Raw genomic sequence first — 20,955 nt, forward strand, 5'->3', positions numbered from 1 at the left:
TCACGGTATTCACGGTCGCTGCGGGGTGACGCAAGGCGGTTCCGCCGGGCCCGTCGCCGCGTTGTCGAGTTCGGCGAGTTCGGCGAGTTCGCGCAGGCGAATAGGGGCGGCGAGTGGACGCCAGGCCGGGGTGGCCGCGGCCAGGCCCGGAGTTGTCGTGGCCGTTGAGGTATCGGCACATTCCCGCTCGCGTAGTGCCTCGATGGTGGCGGCGCACATCCGGCCTTGGCACGGACCGAGACCAGCGCGGGTGGCCAGTTTGGCGGGCCGGTAGCTGTCGCCTCCGCTACGGGACCAGGCGGCCGCGAGCTCACCGCGGGTGGTGCCCTCGCAGCGGCAGACGACCGTCTCGGGTCGGGACCAGGTCAATACGCCGGGGCGCAGCGGGTGTGCGGCCGCGAGCCTTGCCACGAATTGCTCGGCGGTGCGGTGGCGTGCCCGCAGTGCGCGGTTCGCAGTGGCGCCCGCTGCGGCGGTTCCAGCGATCGCGCCCTCGACAGCGGAAACCTGAGAGCCGCCGATACCGGTGATTTCGCCTGCGGCCCACACGTATTCGGCGGTGGTTTGCTGGTCGGCGCCGACCTGGACGAAGCCGTCCGCCGTCAGCCGGGCACCGGCGGCAACGGCCAGTTCGTGCTGTGGGGTGAAGCCGTGCGACACCGCGACCGCGTCGACCGGCACGGTGGTGTGACTGCCGGGGATCGGCGTCCAGTTCTCGTCGAGCCGGGCGACCGTGGCCTCCTCCACGCGCCCGTCGCCCGCCACGGCGACCACCGCATGCGAGGTGCGTACCGGAATCCGGTGCCGCACACCACATGCTGCGTACTCGATCAGCTCCATGGCTTTGTTTGCGCTGTGCCGCAGCTCCCATGGCCTTGCGGTCCATTGCTCGACGATTCGGCGACCCGGATTGGCCTCCAGGATCGCCGGTATCCGGGCACCGCCCTCGGCCAGCGATTGCGCGACCGGAAGCAGGAAAGGGCCGGTGCCGGAAAGCAGTACGGTGCGGCCAACCAGTACGCGCTGGGTCTTCGCCAGCGTCTGTGCGGCGCCTGCGGTGTAGACGCCGGGCAGATCCCAGCCGGGAAACGGGCACACCCGGTCGTAGGCGCCGGTGGCGATGATCAGCGCGTCGCCCTGGACCACCCGGTGCTCGCGTTGATCGCCCTCGATGCCGATGAGCAATCGCACAGCGGGACAACCGCCTTCGGGATGCCGCTCGATCTGATAGACGGCGGCCAGCGAAAGGTATTCGCAGCGGGGGTGTCCGCTCAGCAGACGAGCTGTGCGCTCGGACGCGGCATACCCATGTCCGATGCTGAGCGGTCGGCGGACGCCGAATGCCGCAGGGATCCGCCGGTTGTACTGGCCGCCGAGCGCCTCGTTCGAATCGATCAGCGTTACCGTAGCGCCGTGCCGCAGTGCGGATTCCGCCGCCGCGGTACCCGCCGGGCCGCCGCCGATCACGACGACGTATCTGCTCATCAGGGCTTCACCGCCTTCTGGACCGTCGAACCGCTGGCCGGAGACGAACAGATCCTCGGCAGGGAATGCGTATTCACCGGGCGTCCTCCTCGGCGATTCGGGTCTGGGTGGTGACCATGTCGCCCTCGCGGGCCGGGCGTCGGCACAACCGCACGTCCGGGATGCCGTTGACGGTGGCGACGCAGTCGAAACAGACGCCGATCCCGCAGAACACTCCGCGCGGTCCGCCGGTGGGTGCAGTGCGCCAGTGCGAACGACCGTCGGCCAGCAGCACCGACGCGAGCGTCTGCCCGTGCACGCCGACCACCGGATCTCCGTCGACGGTGATCCGCAACGGCCGATCGGCACGGCCGACCGGATCGATATCGGGGCGAATAGTCTCAGAGCTCACCGCAGCACCTCCTCGACCCACGGTTCGGAGTGGCCACCGGTGAGCGTCTGCCCGTGCGCCGCGGTGTCTCCGCCATTGCGGGTCAGGGACCGTTCGATGCCGATGCCGATGCCGATGCCGATGCCGATGCCGATGCCGATGCCGATGCCGATGGCGTGGTAGGGGTTCGGTGGCGTGGAGTGCGGTGTCGGCATGTCCGCCCTCGGCGAGTGGCTCGCTGTGGCGACTGTTCGGACGCGCGTGTGGATGAGCGTCCGCGCGTGCGCTACCGGGCTGTCGTCGATGACGGTCAGTGGTTGCCGGTCGAATGCTTTGTGGTTCAACGGGGCACCTCCGCCGTGATTCGTTTGTTGGGTCTGGTGATGACGGCTGGGCGGTCGACGGTGAAGGCGGCGATGTCGATCTCGTCCGGTTGCCCGGCCAGTGCCGAGCAGAGCAGCTGGGCGGTGCCGACGGCCAGGCCGATGCCCGCGCCCTCGTGGCCGGTGGCGTGCCACAGGCCGGGGAGGCGGGGGTCTGGGCCGATGACCGGGAGGTGGTCGTCGACGTAGGGGCGGAAACCGCCATAGGCGCGCATGATGGCGACGTCGGCGAGGATGGGATACAGCCGCAACGCTTTTCGGGCGATGGCCGCTAGGCTGTCCGGGCGTATCCGGTCGTCGAAGCCGCATTGGCGGCGCGAGGAGCCGAGGAGTATGGGGCCACCCCTGGTGGATTCGACGACGGCTGACGATTGCAGGGCCGCATCCGAACTGCCGACGGCGCCGACGTAATCCGCGTCGTAGACCTTGTGGAAGACCGTTGGCGGCATGGGGGCGGTGATCAGTACGTCGCCGCGACGGGGTTTGACCGCGATCGGGGCGCCGAGCAGTTCGGAGACCGGGCCCGACCATGGACCCGCCGCGTTGATCACCACATCCGCATGGCGCGGGCCACGGGTGGTCTGCACGCCGATCAGCCTGCCGTCGTGCAGCAGCGGGCCGGTCACCTCGCAGCGGGTCTCGATCAAAGCGCCCGCCGCGGTAGCGGATTCGAGCAGTGCGGTGGCCGCGGCGGCGGGCTGGACCTGGGCGTCGTCCGGGTAGTACACGGCCGCGCACACGTCGCGGGTGAGCGCCGGTTCGGCCGCGGCCAGCTGATCCGCGTCGAGATCCTCGCAGTGCACCCCCGCGCCGCGCTGACCGGCGGCGAATCCGGTCAGCGCGGCGGCGCCCGCCTCGGTGGTGGCAACGACGATGCCGCCCTTGGGTTCCCATTCGACGGCCGCGGCCGCGTCGGGGTGCCGTTCGGCGACCCGGTCGAGCACCGCGGGCCAGAGCCGCCGGGACAGCTGTGCCAGTGCCAATTCCGGGCCCGGCCCCTTGTCGGAGACGAGCACATTGCCTTCGCCGTGCGCGGTCGTGCCGGAGGCAACCCCGCCCCGCTCGCAGACGCGGACCGACGCGCCGGCGAGGGTGAGCCGGTCCGCGAGCGCGCAGCCGATCATGCCGCCGCCGATGACGAGGATGTCGGTTCCCCGCAGCGAGGTAGTGCGGGACGGGGATTCGATCATCGCGCCCGCGCCCCGTTCACCGAGCGCGGCAGGGAGAGCGGGTTGTCCGTGCGCAAGGCGAGCGGCAGCAGCTCTTCCGGCACCGACTGGTACACCACCGGACGTAGGAACCGCGAAATCGACGCGGTACCAACCGATGTCGTGGACGGAGCCGTCGTCGCCGGGTACGGGCCGCCGTGCTGCTGTGCGTAGGTCACGGACAGTCCGGTCGGCCAGTTGTTCCACAGCACCCGCCCCGCCGCGTCCACCGCGGCCGCGATGAGCGCGCGTGCGGTGTCGTCGGTATCTTCGCCGAAGACTGAGACGGTCAGTTGACCGCCGACCGAGCGGGCCAGCTCCAGCAGCTCATCGGTGTCTCGATAACTCACCAGAAGCGTTGCCGGACCGAACATCTCGTGCAGCAGCGCGTCGGGATCGGACAGCACCGTCCGTGCCGTGGTACCGAGCAACAGCGCCTCGTCCGTCCCGCCGCCCGCCAGCACTCGCACGCCGGGGTGCGTCCGCACCTGCTCGACGGCGCGGGCGAAGCCGTCCGCGATCGCCTCGTTGAGCAGTTCCCCGGTCGGCACCGGGCTGGTGTGGATCAGCGCGGTCAACTCGTCGAAAACCGGTGCGCCCTCGGGCAATGCGACCAATCCCGGCTTGGTGCACAGCTGGCCCGCGCTCGCGCTGATCGCGGTGAGCAGTCCCGCCGCGATCTCGGCCGCCCGCGACGTCGCCGCCTGGGCGGTGACGAATACCGGGTTGATCGAACCGAGTTCGCCATAGAACGGGATCGGCACCGGTCGGCGGCTCGCCAGGTCGAACAGTGCTCGGCCGCCCGCGGTGGAACCGGTGAACGCGGCGGCCGTGACGGCGGGATGGGTGAGTGCCTGTACCCCCGCGTCGCGGCCGTGGACAAGTCCGAAAGTCCCACTGGGCGCGACGCATTCGGCGAGCGCCTCGTCCACCAGTCGGCCAACCGCCTGCGACAGCATCGGATGCCCCGGACTGGCCTTCACGATCACCGGACAGCCTGCCGCGAGCGCGGCGGCTGTGTCACCACCCGCGACGGAGAAGGCGAACGGAAAGTTGCTCGCCGCGAAGTTGACCACCGGACCGAGCCCGATATTCATCCGGCGCAGGTCCGGTCGTGGTGCGCCCATCGGCCATTCGCTGTCCGCGGTGTCGATGCGCACCCCGAGAAAGTCGCCGTCGAGCACGGTCTGCGCGAATAGGCGCAATTGGAAAGTGGTGCGCCGCAGTTCGCCCGCCAGTCTCGGCTCGGCGAGCTGCGTCTCCCGCATCGCCAGCGGGATCAGCTCGGCGGCATATGCGTCGAGCCGGTCCGCGATCGCGCGCAGCGCCATTGCCCGATCGGTCAGATCCCGTGCCGCCCAGGGTTTCGCGGCGGCCGCGGCGGCCTCGACGATGAGATTCACCGCGTCGGAGGTGGTGTCGGGGACGGATTCGACCGTACTTCCGGTCATTGCTGGCTCCTCGTCCTTCGGGTGCGTCCGCTACTTCGCGCCCGCCTACCGGTAGCCCATGGCGAGCACGTCCTCGGTGTCGGCGGTGATCCGATCGATCAGCTCCTGCGCCAGCGGAACTCGTGGCGGACGGCACTTGCCGCCCTTGCGTCCGGCCAGATCCATCGAGAGCTTGATCGCGTGCACGAACTCGGTCTTGGAGTCCCAGCGCAGCAGCTTGTGCAGATCGCGGTACAGCGGAAGCGCCTTGTCGAGATCGCGGTTCACCGCCGCGTTGTACAGCTCGACGGTCACCCGCGGGATCGCGTTCGGGTAGCCGGCCACCCAGCCGACCGCGCCCGCGATGCCGAGTTCGAGCAGCACGTCGTCCGCGCCGATGAGCACATCGAGTTCCGGTGCGAGCTCGTTGATCTGGTAGATCCGGCGCACGTCGCCGCTGAACTCCTTGACGGCCGCGATCAGGCCTTCGCCGTGCAGCTCGGCCAGCAGGTCCGGGGTGAGATCGATGCGGGTGTCGATCGGGTTGTTGTAGGCCACGATCGGCAGGCCGACCGCGGCGACGGTGCGGTAGTGGTCGAGGACCGCGTCGCGTCCGCCGCGATAGGTGTTGGGCGGCAACAGCATGACCGCCTGCGCGCCCGCCTCGGCGGCCTGCTCGGCCCACCTGCGCGCCTGGAGTGCGCCGTACGCCGCGATGCCTGGCATCACGGTGAACCCTTCGGGCGCGGCGGCGACCGCGGTGGTGACCACGCGCGCCCGCTCCTCGTCGCCGAGCGTCTGGTATTCGCCGAGCGATCCGTTCGGGCTCACGCCGTGGCAGCCGTTGGCCGCCAGCCACCGCACATGCTCCGCGTAGGCGTCGTAGTCGACCGAGTAGTCCTCAGCGAAGGGCAGGGTCGTCGCGACCAGCACTCCGTGCCAGGGCTTGGTCGCGGGTGACGTGATCGATTCGGACATGAAATGAGCCTCCATCTGCGTACCTGTCCGGGAAAAGAACCCAGTCAGTGGTGTGTGACGTGTGACATTGCACTAACCTAGCGGAGTAACCCCAGTCACACAAGACCTCCGGAGTGGCGCGCATCTCGACGAGGCGCGCCAGTGGGCCTCAGAGCGTGGGCCCCAGCTCCCGGATGACGTGGATGAGCAGGTCGGCGTCGGATTCGGTGATCCGCCAGTTGACGAAGGTGGGACGCAGGGCCGTCATCGATCGATAGGTGGTGGTGCCGACGTAGACGCGGCCGTCGGCGAGGATGGCGGCGCCGAGGCGGGCGTTGAGATCGTTCAGTTCGGCCTCGGGGACGCCCGGCGGGCGATAGCGGAAACAGGTGACGCACAGCTGAACCGGGGCGAGCAGCTCGAAGTCGGGCGCCTCGTCGACGACGCGGCCGAGGTGGGCGGCGACGTCGAGGTGGCGTTCCACCATCTCCCGGTAGCCGGAGCGGCCGTAGGCGCGCAGGGTCGCCCAGATCGGGAATGCCCGTGCGCGACGGGAGGATTCGGGGCTGCGCATGTTGTAGCTGATTTGCTCGTCGTCGAGTGCGGGCAGGTAGGCCGCGCCCCAGCCGCCGAAGGATTTGCCGAGCACCGAACCGTCCTTGACGAACGAAAAGCCGGTCTCGTGCGGCACATTCAGCCATTTGTGCCCGTCGGCCGTGATCGAATCGGCGCGCTCGACGCCGCGCGCGAGATGCGCGGTGCGCGGCGAGAGCGCCGCGAAAAGCCCGAAGGCGCCATCGATGTGCAGCCACGCGTGGTATTTCTCGGCCAGATCGGCCATGGCGTCGATGGGATCGGAATCGCCGGTGTTCACCTCGCCGAGGTTGCCGACCAGGACAGCGGGCGCGCCGTCGAGTTCGATCAGCGCCTGTTCGAGCGCGGGCAGATCCATGCGCCCGGCATCGTCGCGGACGAAGGTGCGCAGCGTGTCACGGCCGCAGCCGAGGATCTGCAATGCCTTACGGGTGCTGGCGTGCACCAGCCCGCTGGTCAGCACAGGCAGCTGTGGCAACCCCGAAAGGCCTTGGACGACAACGTTCACGCCGTGCCGTTCGGCCCACCAGTAGCGCGCCGCCGCCAGGCCGGTCAGGTGCGCGAAGGTGGCGCTCGGCGTGAGCACGCCGCCGAAAGTCGGTGGCAGGCCGAACAAGTCCTTGAGCCAGTCGAGCGTGATGGTCTCCGCGCGGGAGGCCAGCGGCGAGCTGACCCACAGCCCGGAGTTCTGGTCGACCAGTGAAGTGAGCCAATCGCCCGCGAGCGCCGCGGGTGTGGTCCCGCCGACGACGAGATGGAAGAACCGCGGCCCCGCGGTGTGCGTCGACGCTTGGGTGCCGACCGCGACCAACCGCTCGATGGCCGCCATGGTCCCGTCACCGTATTCGGGCAGCGGACCGGCCAATTCGTCGATGAGCGGGTCGGCGGCGGTGTCGTGCACCAATCGCTCGGGCAAGCTATCCAGATACGGTTCCGCCGCCTGGTGCACCAGCTCCAGAGCGCGCGCCGCGATGTCTTGTTCTTTGAACGGATCAGCCATGATTCACCGAACCTCGCACCGGTCATCGTTGTAAATAGCCAGTCGCACAAGGTGTGTCGAGCCGCTGCGAGTGCCCCGCACATCGGATCGGGGTCATGGCTCGGTGTAGACGACGCCGAAGTCGAGGTGCAGTCCGGTGATTCGGTGGTCGGCGGCGCGGGTGACGAGGACGGGATAGAAGCCGTCGCCCCAACCGGAGGCGCAGAAGATGATGTTCTCCTGCCCTGGGGCGGACGGGACGACGGTGTTCAGGTAGCCGAGTTGGCTCGCGCCGACGCGGGTGATCCAGTCGTCGGGACGGCCGGTCTCGACGACCTTGGTGGAGAAGTCGGCGGGCAGGTCCGCGACGGCCGCGGCGTCGACGAATCCGGCGAGGCCCGCGTCGACGGATACCCCGTAGAGCTGGCCGGGCGGCGCCGGTGGTTTGCCCTCCGGGGTCAGGTATTCGATGGCGTCCGGTGGCTCGTCGGCCAGCACGAGGCTCAGGTAGGCGTTACGCGACTGGCTGGTGGTGCCGTCGCTGTTGGGGATGTCGGCGGCGGTCAGGAGGACCGGGTGCTGCCCGATCGGTACCGCGGCGACCAGGCCGTAGCCGAGGTTGACGAAGGGGTCGGAGGCTTCGACGCGGCCCGAATGCACGGTCAGCGTGCCGAGATCGTGGACGGACAGCGTGCACTGGCCTGCGCCCATGGGAGCGGGGCCGGTGCGCAGGCCGTAGAACTCTTCGACCGTCGGCGGCCCGTCGTCTTCCGCAGGCGGCGTGCCGGTCGGCTTGGTTGTGGCACTGTGGGGCGTCGACGGGCCGCTCGCGGCGTTCTCGGCATTCGAGCGGCAGGCTCCGGCGAGCAGGATCAGCGCACCGCAGGAGGCGCGCAGGTAACGGCGTCGGGACATCGTCACGGCACAAACACTAACGGCACCGATAGGCTCGGGCCGTGAGGCAGCGACAGCGGGGCGGCCGGGCCGCGCAGGCGGAGGAGCGCAGGGAGGCGATTCTGCAGGCGGCGATGGAGGTGATCGCCGAGCGCGGTTACCGCGGCACGTCGCTGGCCGCGGTGGCCGAGCGGGTCGGGCTGACCCAGCCCGGGTTGCTGCACTATTTCCCCAGCAAGGAGCTGTTGCTGGTCGGCGTGCTAGAGGCGCGGGACCGGTGGGATACCGCGGCCTTCCCCGCCGAATCCGAGAGTTCTTGGCGGATAGCGCAATTGGAGCAGCTGGTCGAATACAACGCGGTGCGCCGGGGCATCGTGCAGACGTTCATGGCGCTCGCGGGGGAGAGCGTGACCGGTGATCATCCGGCGCAGGAGTTCTTCCAGAACCGCTACGGCAATGCCAGGGCCGCGATCGCCGACATCCTGCGCAACGAGTTCGGCGACCGGCTGCCCGGCGGTCTCACGCCGGAGCGGGCCGCGCCGCTGCTCGTCGCGGTGATGGACGGGCTGCAGACGCAGTGGCTGCTCGATCCCGAGGCGGTCGACATGCCGACGGCGTTCCGGGATTTCGTCGCGCTGCTGCGAGGGTAACAAACGGATAACTTCACCTACCGCATGTAAGGTGAATGTGAAATCCTCGGTGAACCGGCAGGTCATCGGTACCGTGCCGGAGTCGACGCAGCACAACTCGAAGGAGTTCCGCATGGCCGGCACGGAGAACGCGCACCAGATCGCCGTCGAGGCCGCGCTCGGCAAGCTGGATCTGGACGCCAAGGCGCGGTTGCTGGCCGGGCAGGGCATGTGGTCGCTGCCCGCGCTGCCGGAGATCGGGCTGCGTTCGCTGGTGCTGTCGGACGGTCCGATCGGCGTCCGCGGTACCCGCTGGACCGGCGACGACCCTTCGGTCGCGCTGCCGTCGCCGACCGCGCTCGCCGCCACCTGGGATCCGGAGTTGGCCCGCCGCGCGGGCAGGCTGCTCGCCCAGGAGGCGCGCCGCAAGGGTGTGCACGTGCTGCTCGCGCCGACGGTCAACCTGCACCGCTCGCCGCTGGGCGGGCGCCACTTCGAAAGCTATTCGGAGGACCCGTATCTCACCGGCGCGATCGGCGCCGGATATGTCCGCGGCGTACAGGACGGCGGAATCGCCACCACCGTCAAGCATTTCGTCGCCAACGACGCCGAGACCGAGCGCTTCACGGTGAACAACGTGGTCGCGCCCCGCGTGCTGCGCGAGCTGTATCTCGCACCGTTCGAGGCCATCGTCGCCGAGGCGAGCCCGTGGGCGATCATGACCGCGTACAACAGCGTCAACGGCACCACGATGACCCAGCACCGGTACCTGGTGAACGAAGTATTGCGCGGTGAATGGGGTTTCGACGGCTGCAATATCTCCGACTGGATGGCCGCGCGCGACACGGCGGGCGCGATCACCGGCGGCCTCGATATCGCGATGCCAGGCCCGATCACCGTCTACGGCGCCGCGCTGGCCGCCGCCGTGCGGTCCGGCGCGGTCGGCGAATCGGTGGTCGATACCGCGGTGCGCCGGGTACTTCTGCTGGCCGCCCGCGTCGGCGCGCTCGACGGCGTCGACGCCGCGGTCACCGGGGACCGGCTGCCCGCGCCGGTGGACGGCAGCGCGCTGGCGCGCGAGATCGCCTCCCGCGCTTTCGTTCTGGTGCGCAACGAGAACTCCGCACTGCCCATCGACGGTGCGCGGGTCGGCACGGTCGCGGTGCTCGGCCGGGCCGCGCGCGATGCCCGCATCCTCGGCGGCGGCTCCGCGACGGTGTTCCCGGAACACATCGTCTCCCCGCTGGACGGGCTGACGGCCGCGCTGCCCGACGGCGTGGTGCGCTACGCCGTCGGCGCCGACCCGAGTTCGGAATTGGACGAGGCGGGACGCGGATTCGTGCTGCGCGCCATCAGTACCGATGCCGACGGCAACGTCCTCGGCGAGCACACCCTGCCGAACGGGACGGTCAACTGGCTCGGGGAATTCCCGGAAGGCATCTCCTACAGCGCATTACACCGCGTCGAGATGCGCGGCACCTTCACGCCGGAGGAATCGGGCCGACATCACTTCGGCACCAAGGGACTCGGCGACTTCCGGCTCGTCGTCGACGGTGTCGTGCTCTACGACGGCCCGCAGAAGAGCGACAGCGCCGATCCTTTCGAGGCGTTCTTCGGCGCACCGGTCGAACGCGGCACGGTCGAGCTGACCGCGGGCGCACCGGTCGAGGTGTCGCTCACCTATACGCCGCTGAAGATCGCCGACCTGCCGATTCCGCTCGTCGTGTTCGCGCTCGCACACAGTGCGCCGCAACGCGATCCGGACGAGCTGATCGCCGAGGCCGTCGCGACGGCACGCGACGCGGACGTCGCGGTGGTCGTTGTCGCCACCACTCATCGCGTCGAATCCGAGGGTTTCGATCGCACGAACCTCGAACTGCCCGGCCGCCAAGGCGAACTCGTCTCCCGCGTCGCCGCCGTCAATCCGAACACCATCGTCGTCGTCAACGCCGGCTCGCCGGTCGAGATGCCGTGGCGCGACGAGGTCGCCGCGATCCTGCTGACCTGGTTCCCGGGCCAGGAGGCGGGCGCGGCCCTGGCCGACGTGCTGCTCGGCGCCGAGGAGCCGGGCGGCCGACTGCCCACCACCTGGCCCGCCACCCTCGCGGACGCGCCGGTCACCCAGGTGACACCGACCGACGGTGAACTCGTCTATCGCGAGGGCCTTTTCATCGGCTATCGGGCCTGGGACCGCGCGGAGATCGCACCCGCCTACCCCTTCGGCCACGGATCCGGTTACACCACATGGGATTACGAGTCGATCGACTGCCGCGACTCGACGGTCACCGTGCGCGTCCGCAATACCGGGCGGCGCCGCGGCCGCGAGGTCGTGCAGATCTATCTGGCGCCGCTCGACGCCACCGTCGAACGCCCGGCCCGCTGGCTCGCGGGCTTCGCCACCGTCGCCGCCGATCCCGGCGCGACCGCCGACGCCGTCGTCACCATCCCACGTCGTGCGTTCGAGATCTGGGACGAAGCCGCGGGCCGCTGGGCGTGGCAGCCGGGCGTCTACGAGATCCAGGCGGCCCATTCGACCGCCGACGTCCGGGTGACCGGCACCACGACCGTGGCTGCCGAGTAGTCGGCGCGAGCGCTCGGCGTCGAGCGGAGCTGACAAATCGGACAGGTTGGTCGATCATGTGTTCGAGCTGTGACGCCAGCCGTCGAACCTCGGCGGGGTTGTCGGTATAGTCGCCGCGGATGAGTAGTTCCACCGCCTTCGATGTCCCCACGTTGCTGAACCGCCGATTCGGGCGTGTGGTGTGGCTTGTCCCGGTACTACTCGCCGGATTCACCGCGCTATTCCTCCTGCTGCCGATCTGGCCCGCCAAGGAGATCACCGGCGGTTTCATCGACCTGCAGGTGTATCGCATCGGCATCGACGCGCTGCTCGACGGCTCGAATATGTACGGTGAGCTGCCGCAGACCACACTCGGCATCAGCCTGCCGTTCATCTATCCGCCGTTCGCCGCGCTGGCGCTGATGCCGTTCGCGGTGCTGCCGTGGGACGCGGCGGCCTTCGGCTTCTTCCTGTCCTCGACCATCGCGCTCGCGGTCACGCTGTACATGGTCGCGCGCCGCATCTGGCCGGAGCGTTCGCAGCGCCAGATCGCGCTGTTCGCCACCGCGTGCGCCGCGCCGCTGGCCATGCTGCTCGAACCCACCCGCTCCACCCTCGACTTCGGCCAGGTCAACCTGCTGCTGATGGTGCTCGTCGCGGCCGACTGCCTGGCGCTGACCCCGCGCTGGCGCCGCGGCATGCTGATCGGCATCGCGGCCGCGATCAAGCTGACGCCCGCCGCGTTCGTGCTGTATTTCCTGGTGCGCAAGGACTACAAGGCGGCCGCCACCGCGGCGGTCACCGGCGGGCTCGCCACCCTGGCCGGCTTCCTGGTGCTGCCGCGCGAATCGGTGAAGTACTGGTTCGGCGGCCTCGGCAACGTGTCCGGGCTCAGCGGCTCCTCGTTCCACACCAACCAGTCGATCCAGGCGGTGCTGTCCAGGTTCGACGTGCCCAAGCCCGCGTTCACCATCCTGTGGTTGCTGATCAGCGCCGCGCTGCTGCTGCTCGTCGTGCCCGCGATGCGGCGCGCGGCCGACGCCCCCGCGATCGCGCTGGCCTGCAATGCGGTGTTCACGCTGCTCGTCTCGCCGATCTCGTGGTCGCACCACTGGGTGTGGATCGCGCCGGGCCTGTTCGCGATGGCGGGCTATGCGATCCAGTTGCCGCGGCGGCGCGCGATCGTCTGGTCGGTGGTTGTCGTCGTCACCGCGGCCGTGTTCATCTACGGTCCGCAGAACTGGCTGCCCGGCGGCGACCGTCGCGAAATCGCGTGGACGCCATGGCAGCACGTCATCGGCAACACCTATGTCTGGCTGAGCGTGCTGCTCGTCGCGCTCTACCTGGTGGCGAGCCGCCGTGCCGCCACCGCGGCGGCGCGCGAGGCCGAGCCGGCGCTCGCCACGGCGGCGAGTGCCCGGCTGGCCGCCTGACCTGGGCGGCGTTGCCCCGCTGCGCAATCCGTAGGTCACGCCCGCTCCCGCGCGGATAGTGTGTTCGGCACACCATGTGCGCAGGAGGGGCGACGACCATTGAGTGATGTTGTGCTGACCATCAATTCCGGCCGGGATCTCGAGTGGCTGGACGAGGTGACCGACGAACTACACACGGATCTGCGTGCGATCGGTGGACTTTCGGTGCGCCGCGCCACCGCCGCGGCGCCCGACGGTACGAAATCCGATGTGGTGACCCAAATCGGTCAGCTGGTGACGTCCGGCGGCACCGGCGGCATCGCGGTGTGGGCAGTGCGCGACGTCATCCTGAGATTCCTGGAGCGGACCAGGGCGACCTCGATCACCGTCAAGAAGGGCGACCGCGAGGTCACCATCGCCCGGCCCACCGACAAGCAGGTCGACAAGGCACTCGAACAACTCGGTGAGCTCCTCGCCGATGACTAGTCCGAGCGGACAGCGGCTCGCCCTGTTCGTCGCGAACGACACCTATCACTTTTCCGGGCTGTCGCGGCTGTACGCGCCGGTCTCCGACGCCGAGCAACTGCGAGAAGTGTTGCGCGACCCGGAGATCGGCGGCTTCCGGCCGACCGAGCTGCTGATCAACGAATCCAAGGCCGAGATCGAGCGCAGCATCGAGCGGTTGTTCCGCGGTGCGGGCCCCGACGACGTTGTGCTGTTCTACTTCTCCGGGCACGGCATCCGCACCAGGCAGAACCTGTACCTGGCGACCAGCAACACCGACCCGCAGCTGTTGAGCAGCAGCGCGGTGTCCTCGTCCTTCATCAGGGAGCTGATCAGGGATTCGGCCGCCGCCGCGAAGATCATCCTGCTCGATTGCTGTTACAGCGGAGCGTTTCTCGGGAACGAGACGGTCAAGGCGGCGCCGAATATCGACGACGTCGGCAGCGCGCTCGCGGCGGGCGACGGCATCTGCGTGATGACCGCGTCGACCGCCGTCGAGATGGCGGAGGACGGTGTGGCGGGCGCGAATCGCTCCGCGCCGCTGTCGGTGTTCACCTCCGCCGTGGTGAAAGGCATCGGCACCGGTCTGGCCGACAACGGCCGCGGACTGATCAGCACGCACGACCTGTGGGTCTATGTCAGCAACGATGTGCGCGCCCGCACCAGCAGGCAGACGCCGAGCATCTATGGCCTGCTGAAGGATCAGGTCTATGTCGCACGGGTGCGACGTCAGCATTCGCAGATGCTGGAGATCGGCGATCGGGTACAGCTCGGTGATCTACTCGGCAGGCTCGAACAAGTGCCCGGCAATGGTCTGCGCGCCGGGGAATGGTGGGGCACCGGCGGATTGAAGGTGCCGATCGGGCAGGAACGCCGCACCGACGGCGCACCGGGCGAAACCGTCTGGCTCGACCTGGCGGGCACCGATGCGAATCTGCTGGTGGTCGGGCGCTCGGGATCCGGAAAAAGCACACTACTGCGTACACTCGTCGGCTCGCTCGCGCTCACCCACACCGAGGAGGAAGCACAGATCTACGTACTGGAATCGAGCAACCGCCTCGGTTCGATGAGCGCGCTGCCGCATATCGTCGCTGTCGCCGGTGACGACGAACCGGAGCGGGTCACCGCGGTGCTGGACCGAATAGCCGCCGAGATCATCAGACGAAAGCAGCTGTACCGCAAGCACAGTATCGACTCGCCCGGCAGCCTGCGGGTATCCAGGCGGCTGCTGAACGACGGCCCCGTCGCGGATATCTTTCTGCTGCTCGATCGCTGGGGTGACTTCGCCGAGCTGATGCCGCAGGTGGAAGCCAAGGTACGCCAATTGGCCAGTGCGGGACCGGAATACGGCGTGCACGTGGTGGCCACGGTGCGGGACTGGACCGAGGTGCCGGACTGGATGTTCGACCGGTTGTCCGCGCACCTGGAGATGCGGTTGCATCGCCCGGCCGAATCGCGCGTCAATCCGGAACGGGCGGCGCGGCTTCCGGATGGGCCAGGATGGGCGTTGTTCGGGCAGCGGCCATTTCGGGTCGCGATGCCGGATCTGCGGGAGCTGCAGCCCGAGATCACGATGGTGCCGGGGTTCAGCGATGACGGTGCGGCCGATTTGGTGAGCCGGTTGGTGCGTGCGTTGCCGATCCCAGGTGCTACGACAGCGAGCCGCGATCCTTGGCGAGAGACGACGTACCGTCCGACGACGATCTCGCCTGGTGATGTTCCCAGGAGGTTCGCCGCAGCGCGAAAACCACGCGTGCCACGCGTATCGGAGCGTATCCAATCGAATCTGTACGGTGACGTCGACTTCGCTTCGCTGTTCGGTATCCAGCGAGAAGACCGAGTCGACGTCGGCGCGCTGTGGCGGCCCAGACGCGGTAGGAACCGGCTTCGGCTTCCGGTGGGTGTAGACCAATTCGGTGACCCCGTTGCGCTGGATATCAAGGAGAGTGCCGAGAACGGCATGGGGCCACACGGATTGGTTGTCGGCGCCACCGGAGCGGGTAAGTCCGAGCTGCTGAAGGCGATCGTCACCGGACTTGCCGTCACCCACTCGCCCGAGGCCGTCAACTTCCTGTTGATCGATTTCAAACGTGACGCCGGGTTCAACGAATTGGCGAGTCTCCCGCATGTCTGTGGAGTTGTCACGAACCTGGTGGAAGACCTCACGCTGGTGGACCGCATCCGTGAGACGATCGATGGGGAGGTCAACCGGCGGCTGGAGTTGCTGCGGGGGAAGGGCGACTTCGCCAATGTCGCGGACTACGAAAATGCGCGTGACGTGGGTGTGACGCTCGAGCCGTTGCCCGCTCTGGTGATCGTCATCGACGAATTCGCGGGGCTACTGTCGGAGGTGCCGGAGTTCGTCGAGACGCTGATCACGGTCGCGCGTCTCGGGCGATCGTTGTGGGTGCATCTGCTTGTCGCGACGTATCGACTGGATGAGCAGAACCTGCACGGCCTCGAAAACCAACTGACCTACCGAATCGCATTGCGTACCTTCTCGGCACGCGAGTCTACGGCGGTGATGGGCACGTCGGATGCGTATCAACTGCCGAGAGCCCCTGGGCATGGATACCTGACGACAGACGGCAATATCGTGCGTTTCAAGGCCCCGCATGTGTCGAGGCAGGAGCGGCAGCCGCGCGCCGCCGATTCGGGCGGTGCGCCGCAGCGAACGCTGCTCGAAGTCCTTGTCGCGCAACTGAGTCAGCATGGTCCGACGGCGCGCCCGGTGTGGCTGCCGCCGCTGACGACAGCGCCGACTCTCGGCATGGTGTTACCGGAGAACGGATTTCCACCCTCGGCTGCCACAATGCCGATCTTCATCGGTCTGGTCGATCTCCCGTATTGGCAACGCCAGAATCTACTGGATCTCGAATTGGCCGGGAAACGCGGCAATGTCGCGGTCGTCGGTGGCGCCGGGGCGGGCAAGTCGACGGCGCTCAAATCGATCGTGCTCTCGGCGGCGGCGATGCGCCCGCCGGAGTTCGTGCAGTTCTATGTGTTCGACTTCGGTGGTGGCAATTTCGCAGAGTTCGCCGACTTGCCGCATGTGGGATCCGTTGCTGGTCTACTCGATCTGGAACGGGTACGCCGCACCATTGCGGAGCTGACCGCACTGCTCGGTCGGCGCGAGCGGCTGCTCGGCTCTGGCGGTCTGGCGTCTATCGTCGAGATCCGCGAACGCAAGCTGAGATTGCTTACCGAGTCGCCCGCGGATCCGGCGGATGAGATGGTCGCCGCGGACGAGTTCGGGGACGTATTCCTCGTGGTCGATGGATGGTTGATGCTCCGCCAGCAGTTCGAAGAATTCGAATCGCAGATCACGGCCCTCGTCACCCGTGGGCGCGTCTGTGGGATCCAGGTGATCTGCTCGGCGGCGCGCTGGGCGGACCTGCGGCCCACCCTCAAGGAACATTTCGGTACCAGAATCGAACTGCGGTTGGGTGATCCTGCCGACTCCGATTTCGGTCGGCGCTACGCGCGCTCGGTACCTCCGGAAGTGCCCGGTCGCGGTCTGATTGGGGGGCCGGGCGAGGATACCCTGCACATCATGCTGGCGCAGCCGCGGCTGGACCAGGGAGATGACGCCGCACCGCTGGACGAAGGCGTCCGGGCTGCCATCCGGTCGCTGCGCGACCGCTACCCGGATCGCGGTGCCCCGCCGATTCGGCTACTGCCGCTGGAGGTCTCGCGGGCGGAGGTGCTGGAGATCGCGCGCAATGCGCATATCGAACAGACGCCGCATCAGGTTGTCATCGGTCTGCGCGAATCCGATCTGACCCCACTGGCGCTCGACTTTCGGAGTCAGACGCATCTTGTAGCTTTCGCGGAGACCAGGCACGGCAAGACCACACTGCTGCGAAATATCGTCTCGGGCTTGATGGAGAGCGCGACACCGCAAGAGGTGAAGTTCGTCGTCGTCGACTACCGCCGCACGATGCTCGGGGTGGTCGACGACCAATATTCGGCTGGTTACTCGACATCGGCCATCACCGCTGTCCCGATGCTGAAGGAGCTCGCCGACTCCGTCGCTGAGCGGGTGCCGGGCCAGGATGTGACAGTGCAGCAACTGCGCGATCGGAGCTGGTGGAGCGGGCCCGAATTCTTCGTCGTCGTAGACGATCTCGAACTGGTGATCACGTCGTCGGTGAATCCGCTGACACCGCTGTTCGACTATCTGCTGCAGGCCGGCGACCTCGGGCTGCACCTGATCGTCGCACGGCACAGCGGTGGTTCGGCGCGGGCACTACACGAACCGATACTCGCCAGATTGCGTGACCTGAACGCGAACGCACTGGTGATGAGCGGCACGAGCGACGAGGGTGTCATGTTCAGCGTCCGCCCTTCCTCGTTACCGCCGGGGCGTGGGACCTTCGTATCCCCGGGCAGCGAACCGGAATTGGTGCAGGTTGCTCAACTGCCGCCTGTCGAGCGCGGAAGTAGCGGGACACAGGGCCAACCGGCTGACCGCGACTAGGGTTCGGCGACCAGCCTCGCGCCGCATTCCGGGCAGCAGGACCTGCCGTCCCGTAGTCGTTCGGCGGTCTGCACGTCGGCGCGGTACATGGCCTCGAAACTCCATGCCATATCCGCCAATCGAACTCCGGCGGGTGTGGCGGCGCCGAGGGTGGCGGCGCCCCGCCGGGCGGTGTCGATGAAGAGTTTGTCGATCTCGACGCTGAGGGCGGTCGCTCGGACCCAGGCGTCGGGTCCGACGCGGTATTTGTCACGGCGGCCGGCGCGTTCGCGCAGGAGTATGCCGATCTCGGTGAGGTAGCCGACCGCCTTCGAGATCGTCGCCGGGCTGACGTTCAGCGCCTGCGCCAGTTCGGTGGCGGTGAGGCTGTCGGCGTCGGTGACGCTCAAGCGGGCGAATACCCGGGATGCGGTGCGCGGCAGTCCCATTCGCACCAGGAGGGCGGCGAGCTGCTCGGCCAGTTCGTACACCGCCGCGGTGTCGCGCTCGGCGGACTCGGGGGCCGGGGGAGCGAGCGGCACGGGCGGCTTGCGTCGTCGCGCGCGTTGCTCGGTGGCCCGCTGCGCGGGCTCCGCGCGATAGTTCTCGGGACCACCGTTGCGGGTCACCTCCCGGATCACGGTGGAGGTGGGGCGGTCCAGTTGGCGGGCGATCTCGGCGTAGGTGAGGCTGTCCGCCAATCCCGCGGTGATCTGTCGGCGGTCTCGATAGGCCAGGCGACGTCCAGGCATAGGACAAGGATGGCATTCATCGACAATTCATTGCAACAAACTCGGCGGCGAATTGCATTAACCGTCAAGGTCATTGCAGGGCTGTCCAGGCAAATGCCTTGTCGTCCTGGCGATTCCAGCCCCATTGTCTTGCCGTCGAAGTGAACGCTTCCTAGCGTGGAAACGGACCGAGACAAGGAGCGCACGATGACCGAATCATCCATCGAGGCAATCGAGTTGCCTATCACCAAGCCCGCGGGCTGCCCGTTCGATCCGCCGGCGGGCCTCGCCGAAATACGTGAGCGCGCTGCGCTCACCCGGATGACATTCCCGGACGGCCACCACGGCTGGCTGGCCACCGGTCACGAACCGGCCAGGGCGGTCATGGGCGATCCGCGGTTCAGCGTTCGCTACGAATTGCTGCACGATCCGCTGCACGACGTGGACATGTCGCAGGTGCGGGCGCCGGTCGGCGATTTCGGCGGTATCGACGCGCCGGAGCACACCCGGCTGCGGCGGCACCTCACCTCGAAGTTCACCGTGCGCCGCATGCGCATGCTGACCGAGCGCGTCGAAGCGATCTGCGCGGAATACCTCGATGCGATGGAAAAGCACGGCGGGCCGATCGATCTGGTCGCGGCCTACGCGACACCCGTTCCGGCGCTGACCATTTGCGAACTACTCGGGGTGCCCTACGCCGATCACGAGTTCTTCCAGCGCGAGGCCGCGACCATGCTCGAACCGGACTCGTTCGAGGAGATCGACGCCGCGTGGCACCGGCTCGACGCATATATCCGCGAACTGGTGGTGGCCAAGCGCGCCGCACCCACCGACGATGTGCTGAGCGAGCTGACGACCACCGAACTGTCGGACGACGAACTCGGCGGCATCGGCACCTTCCTGCTCGCCGCGGGGCTGGAAACCACCCGCAATATGATCGCGCTCGGCATCTTCGCGCTGCTACAGCACCCCGATCAGCTCGCAGCGCTGCGCGAGGATCCGGATCTGACCGACAACACCGTCGAAGAGCTGCTGCGCTATCTGACAATCGCGCACACCAGCGCCCGCGCGGCGCTCGAGGATGTCGAGCTGGGCGGGCAGCTGATCAAGGCGGGTGAGACGGTGGCTGTGTCCATGAACGCCGCCAATCGCGATCCGCGCCGCTTCGACGATCCGGACACGCTCGACGTGCGGCGCCGGGCAACGGGCCACATGGCCTTCGGTTTCGGCGTCCATCAGTGCCTCGGCCAGCAATTGGCCAGGGTGGAGCTGCGCGTCGCCATTCCCGCGCTGCTGAACCGATTCCCCACCCTCACGCTGGCCGTCCCGGCCGAGGAGGTGCCGCTGCGTCCGAGCAATATCTATGGGGTGCAACGGCTCCCGGTCGCCTGGGATCAGTAGTCGCCGTTCACCAGATTGAGCGGGAGTTCGCCCGCCACGAAACGGCTTATCTCCCTGGTGATCACCTCGTAGGCGCGTTCCATGCTGCCCCGGCTGCTGCCGGCGACGTGCGGGGTGAGCAGCAATCCCGGTGCGGTCCACAGGGGATGGTCGGCGGGCAGCGGTTCCGGGTCGGTGACATCGAGGATGGCGCGCAGCCTGCCGCTGGTCAGTTCGGCGAGCAGCGCATCGGTGCGCACCACCGGGCCGCGCGCGGCGTTCACCAGGATGGCGTGGTCGGCCATGCGGGACAGGAACGCCGCGTCGACCATGCCGATGGTCTTGTCGGTGACCGGAACCGTCAGCACCACAACGTCGTATCCGCCGAGCAGGCCGGGCAGTTCGTCGATGCCGTGCACGCCCGTTCTGGCCCTGGTGCCGACGAGCGTCATCGGGGTGTCGAAGGCGAACAGTTTGCGGTGCAGCTCGGCGGCCAGATCGCCCGCGCCGATCACCAGGATTCGCTTGCCGTGCAAGGTATCCGTCTGGTGATGGGTCCAGGTGCGCGCGCGTTGCGCCTCGGCGAATCCGGTGAACTCCCGGTACACGGCGAGCAGGCCCGTGAGCACCCACTCCGCGACGCTCGCCCCGTGCGCGCCGCGCGCGGTCGAAAGCAATACTCCCTCCGGCAGTTTCCCGATCCACTGCTCCGCGCCGGAGGTGAGCATCTGCACCAGCCGCAGCTTCGGCAGTGCGCTGAACGAGCCGATCGCCTCCGGACCGGTCAGGAACTGCGGAATCAGCACCTCGGCCCGTTCGGCGGCCTCGGGCAGCGGCTCGTCCCGGTGGAACCGCACCGGGGAGATGCCGTCGACCCGGGACAGCACCGACACTCCCAACTCATCTGGCACAAGCACCGTGACGGACATGACGCCACGCTAGCGCCGAATCTGCCCGCGCCCCATGGCCAGTCCGCGAGA

At 68.2% G+C, this 20,955-nt stretch carries 16 protein-coding genes; 6 read left to right on the top strand and 10 right to left on the bottom strand.

What is annotated here, in order from left to right:
- Positions 1 to 9: 9 nt before the first annotated feature.
- The 8 genes from ACIG5A_RS34530 to ACIG5A_RS34565 form a co-directional block, all read right to left on the bottom strand.
- On the bottom strand, positions 10 to 1,485 hold the full coding sequence (locus ACIG5A_RS34530) for an FAD-dependent oxidoreductase (RefSeq protein ID WP_397247871.1): 1,476 nt from the start codon (positions 1,483 to 1,485) through the stop codon (positions 10 to 12).
- Between the two features lie 73 nt (positions 1,486 to 1,558).
- Entirely contained in the window at positions 1,559 to 1,876 is a 318-nt protein-coding gene (locus ACIG5A_RS34535) for a (2Fe-2S)-binding protein (RefSeq protein WP_397247873.1), read from the bottom strand.
- Positions 1,873 to 2,199: a hypothetical protein gene (locus ACIG5A_RS34540; RefSeq protein WP_397247875.1), complete on the bottom strand. Its 327-nt coding sequence runs from the start codon at positions 2,197 to 2,199 to the stop codon at positions 1,873 to 1,875. Before ACIG5A_RS34540 ends, ACIG5A_RS34535 begins: the two co-directional genes overlap by 4 nt.
- Complete coding sequence (locus tag ACIG5A_RS34545) at positions 2,196 to 3,428, bottom strand: NAD(P)/FAD-dependent oxidoreductase (RefSeq protein ID WP_397247877.1); 1,233 nt, start codon at positions 3,426 to 3,428, stop codon at positions 2,196 to 2,198. Before ACIG5A_RS34545 ends, ACIG5A_RS34540 begins: the two co-directional genes overlap by 4 nt.
- Positions 3,425 to 4,897: an aldehyde dehydrogenase (NADP(+)) gene (locus ACIG5A_RS34550; protein ID WP_397247879.1), complete on the bottom strand. Its 1,473-nt coding sequence runs from the start codon at positions 4,895 to 4,897 to the stop codon at positions 3,425 to 3,427. The genes ACIG5A_RS34545 and ACIG5A_RS34550 overlap by 4 nt, the downstream gene beginning before the upstream one ends.
- 45 nt (positions 4,898 to 4,942) lie before the next feature.
- The gene (locus tag ACIG5A_RS34555) at positions 4,943 to 5,854 is read right to left on the bottom strand and encodes a dihydrodipicolinate synthase family protein (protein WP_397247881.1); all 912 of its coding nucleotides are present in this window, start codon (positions 5,852 to 5,854) and stop codon (positions 4,943 to 4,945) included.
- Positions 5,855 to 6,002: 148 nt separating this feature from the next.
- On the bottom strand, positions 6,003 to 7,427 hold the full coding sequence (locus ACIG5A_RS34560) for a pyridoxal phosphate-dependent decarboxylase family protein (RefSeq protein WP_397247883.1): 1,425 nt from the start codon (positions 7,425 to 7,427) through the stop codon (positions 6,003 to 6,005).
- A gap of 93 nt (positions 7,428 to 7,520) precedes the next feature.
- Positions 7,521 to 8,321: a DUF4241 domain-containing protein gene (locus tag ACIG5A_RS34565; protein WP_397248025.1), complete on the bottom strand. Its 801-nt coding sequence runs from the start codon at positions 8,319 to 8,321 to the stop codon at positions 7,521 to 7,523.
- A gap of 41 nt (positions 8,322 to 8,362) precedes the next feature.
- On the opposite strand from ACIG5A_RS34565, the gene ACIG5A_RS34570 reads away from it, so the two are divergent.
- From ACIG5A_RS34570 to eccCb, 5 genes are all read left to right on the top strand, one after another.
- On the top strand, positions 8,363 to 8,950 hold the full coding sequence (locus ACIG5A_RS34570; RefSeq protein WP_397247885.1) for a TetR/AcrR family transcriptional regulator: 588 nt from the start codon (positions 8,363 to 8,365) through the stop codon (positions 8,948 to 8,950).
- 31 nt (positions 8,951 to 8,981) lie between these two features.
- A complete protein-coding gene (locus ACIG5A_RS34575) occupies positions 8,982 to 11,510 on the top strand; it encodes a glycoside hydrolase family 3 protein (protein ID WP_397247887.1) in 2,529 nt (842 codons plus the stop codon).
- A gap of 119 nt (positions 11,511 to 11,629) precedes the next feature.
- Entirely contained in the window at positions 11,630 to 12,922 is a 1,293-nt protein-coding gene (locus ACIG5A_RS34580) for a glycosyltransferase 87 family protein (RefSeq protein ID WP_397247889.1), read from the top strand.
- A 99-nt stretch (positions 12,923 to 13,021) separates the two neighbouring features.
- Complete coding sequence (locus ACIG5A_RS34585; protein ID WP_397247891.1) at positions 13,022 to 13,387, top strand: hypothetical protein; 366 nt, start codon at positions 13,022 to 13,024, stop codon at positions 13,385 to 13,387.
- Entirely contained in the window at positions 13,380 to 17,885 is a 4,506-nt protein-coding gene (eccCb, locus tag ACIG5A_RS34590) for a type VII secretion protein EccCb (protein ID WP_397247893.1), read from the top strand. The genes ACIG5A_RS34585 and eccCb overlap by 8 nt, the downstream gene beginning before the upstream one ends.
- Here eccCb and ACIG5A_RS34595 read toward each other — a convergent pair.
- Positions 17,882 to 18,616, bottom strand: coding sequence for a helix-turn-helix domain-containing protein (locus ACIG5A_RS34595; RefSeq protein WP_397247895.1), 735 nt, complete (start codon positions 18,614 to 18,616; stop codon positions 17,882 to 17,884). The two genes, eccCb and ACIG5A_RS34595, sit on opposite strands and share 4 nt — an antisense overlap.
- A 186-nt stretch (positions 18,617 to 18,802) precedes the next feature.
- Between ACIG5A_RS34595 and ACIG5A_RS34600 the strand changes: the two genes are divergently transcribed.
- Positions 18,803 to 19,996 carry a cytochrome P450 gene (locus tag ACIG5A_RS34600; RefSeq protein ID WP_397247897.1) on the top strand — a complete coding sequence of 398 codons (1,194 nt, stop codon included), beginning with the start codon at positions 18,803 to 18,805 and terminating at the stop codon, positions 19,994 to 19,996.
- On the opposite strand, the gene ACIG5A_RS34605 is transcribed toward ACIG5A_RS34600, so the two are convergent.
- Positions 19,990 to 20,904 (bottom strand): 2-hydroxyacid dehydrogenase, encoded by a 915-nt coding sequence (locus ACIG5A_RS34605; protein WP_397247899.1) that lies wholly within the window; start codon positions 20,902 to 20,904, stop codon positions 19,990 to 19,992. The two genes, ACIG5A_RS34600 and ACIG5A_RS34605, sit on opposite strands and share 7 nt — an antisense overlap.
- Positions 20,905 to 20,955: the final 51 nt, after the last annotated feature.

The organism is Nocardia sp. NPDC052566, assembly GCF_044547285.1.
Lineage (GTDB): Bacteria > Actinomycetota > Actinomycetes > Mycobacteriales > Mycobacteriaceae > Nocardia.

Bases quoted from the DNA above. Each gene is read 5' to 3' on its own strand.
- ACIG5A_RS34530 (WP_397247871.1), bottom strand. From the start codon at position 1,485: ATGAGCAGATACGTCGTCGTGATCGGCGGCGGCCCGGCGGGTACCGCG.
- ACIG5A_RS34545 (WP_397247877.1), bottom strand. From the start codon at position 3,428: ATGATCGAATCCCCGTCCCGCACTACCTCGCTGCGGGGAACCGACATC.
- ACIG5A_RS34550 (WP_397247879.1), bottom strand. From the start codon at position 4,897: ATGACCGGAAGTACGGTCGAATCCGTCCCCGACACCACCTCCGACGCG.
- ACIG5A_RS34555 (WP_397247881.1), bottom strand. From the start codon at position 5,854: ATGTCCGAATCGATCACGTCACCCGCGACCAAGCCCTGGCACGGAGTG.
- ACIG5A_RS34560 (WP_397247883.1), bottom strand. From the start codon at position 7,427: ATGGCTGATCCGTTCAAAGAACAAGACATCGCGGCGCGCGCTCTGGAG.
- ACIG5A_RS34565 (WP_397248025.1), bottom strand. From the start codon at position 8,321: ATGTCCCGACGCCGTTACCTGCGCGCCTCCTGCGGTGCGCTGATCCTG.
- ACIG5A_RS34580 (WP_397247889.1), top strand. From the start codon at position 11,630: ATGAGTAGTTCCACCGCCTTCGATGTCCCCACGTTGCTGAACCGCCGA.
- eccCb (WP_397247893.1), top strand. From the start codon at position 13,380: ATGACTAGTCCGAGCGGACAGCGGCTCGCCCTGTTCGTCGCGAACGAC.
- ACIG5A_RS34595 (WP_397247895.1), bottom strand. From the start codon at position 18,616: ATGCCTGGACGTCGCCTGGCCTATCGAGACCGCCGACAGATCACCGCG.
- ACIG5A_RS34600 (WP_397247897.1), top strand. From the start codon at position 18,803: ATGACCGAATCATCCATCGAGGCAATCGAGTTGCCTATCACCAAGCCC.
- ACIG5A_RS34605 (WP_397247899.1), bottom strand. From the start codon at position 20,904: ATGTCCGTCACGGTGCTTGTGCCAGATGAGTTGGGAGTGTCGGTGCTG.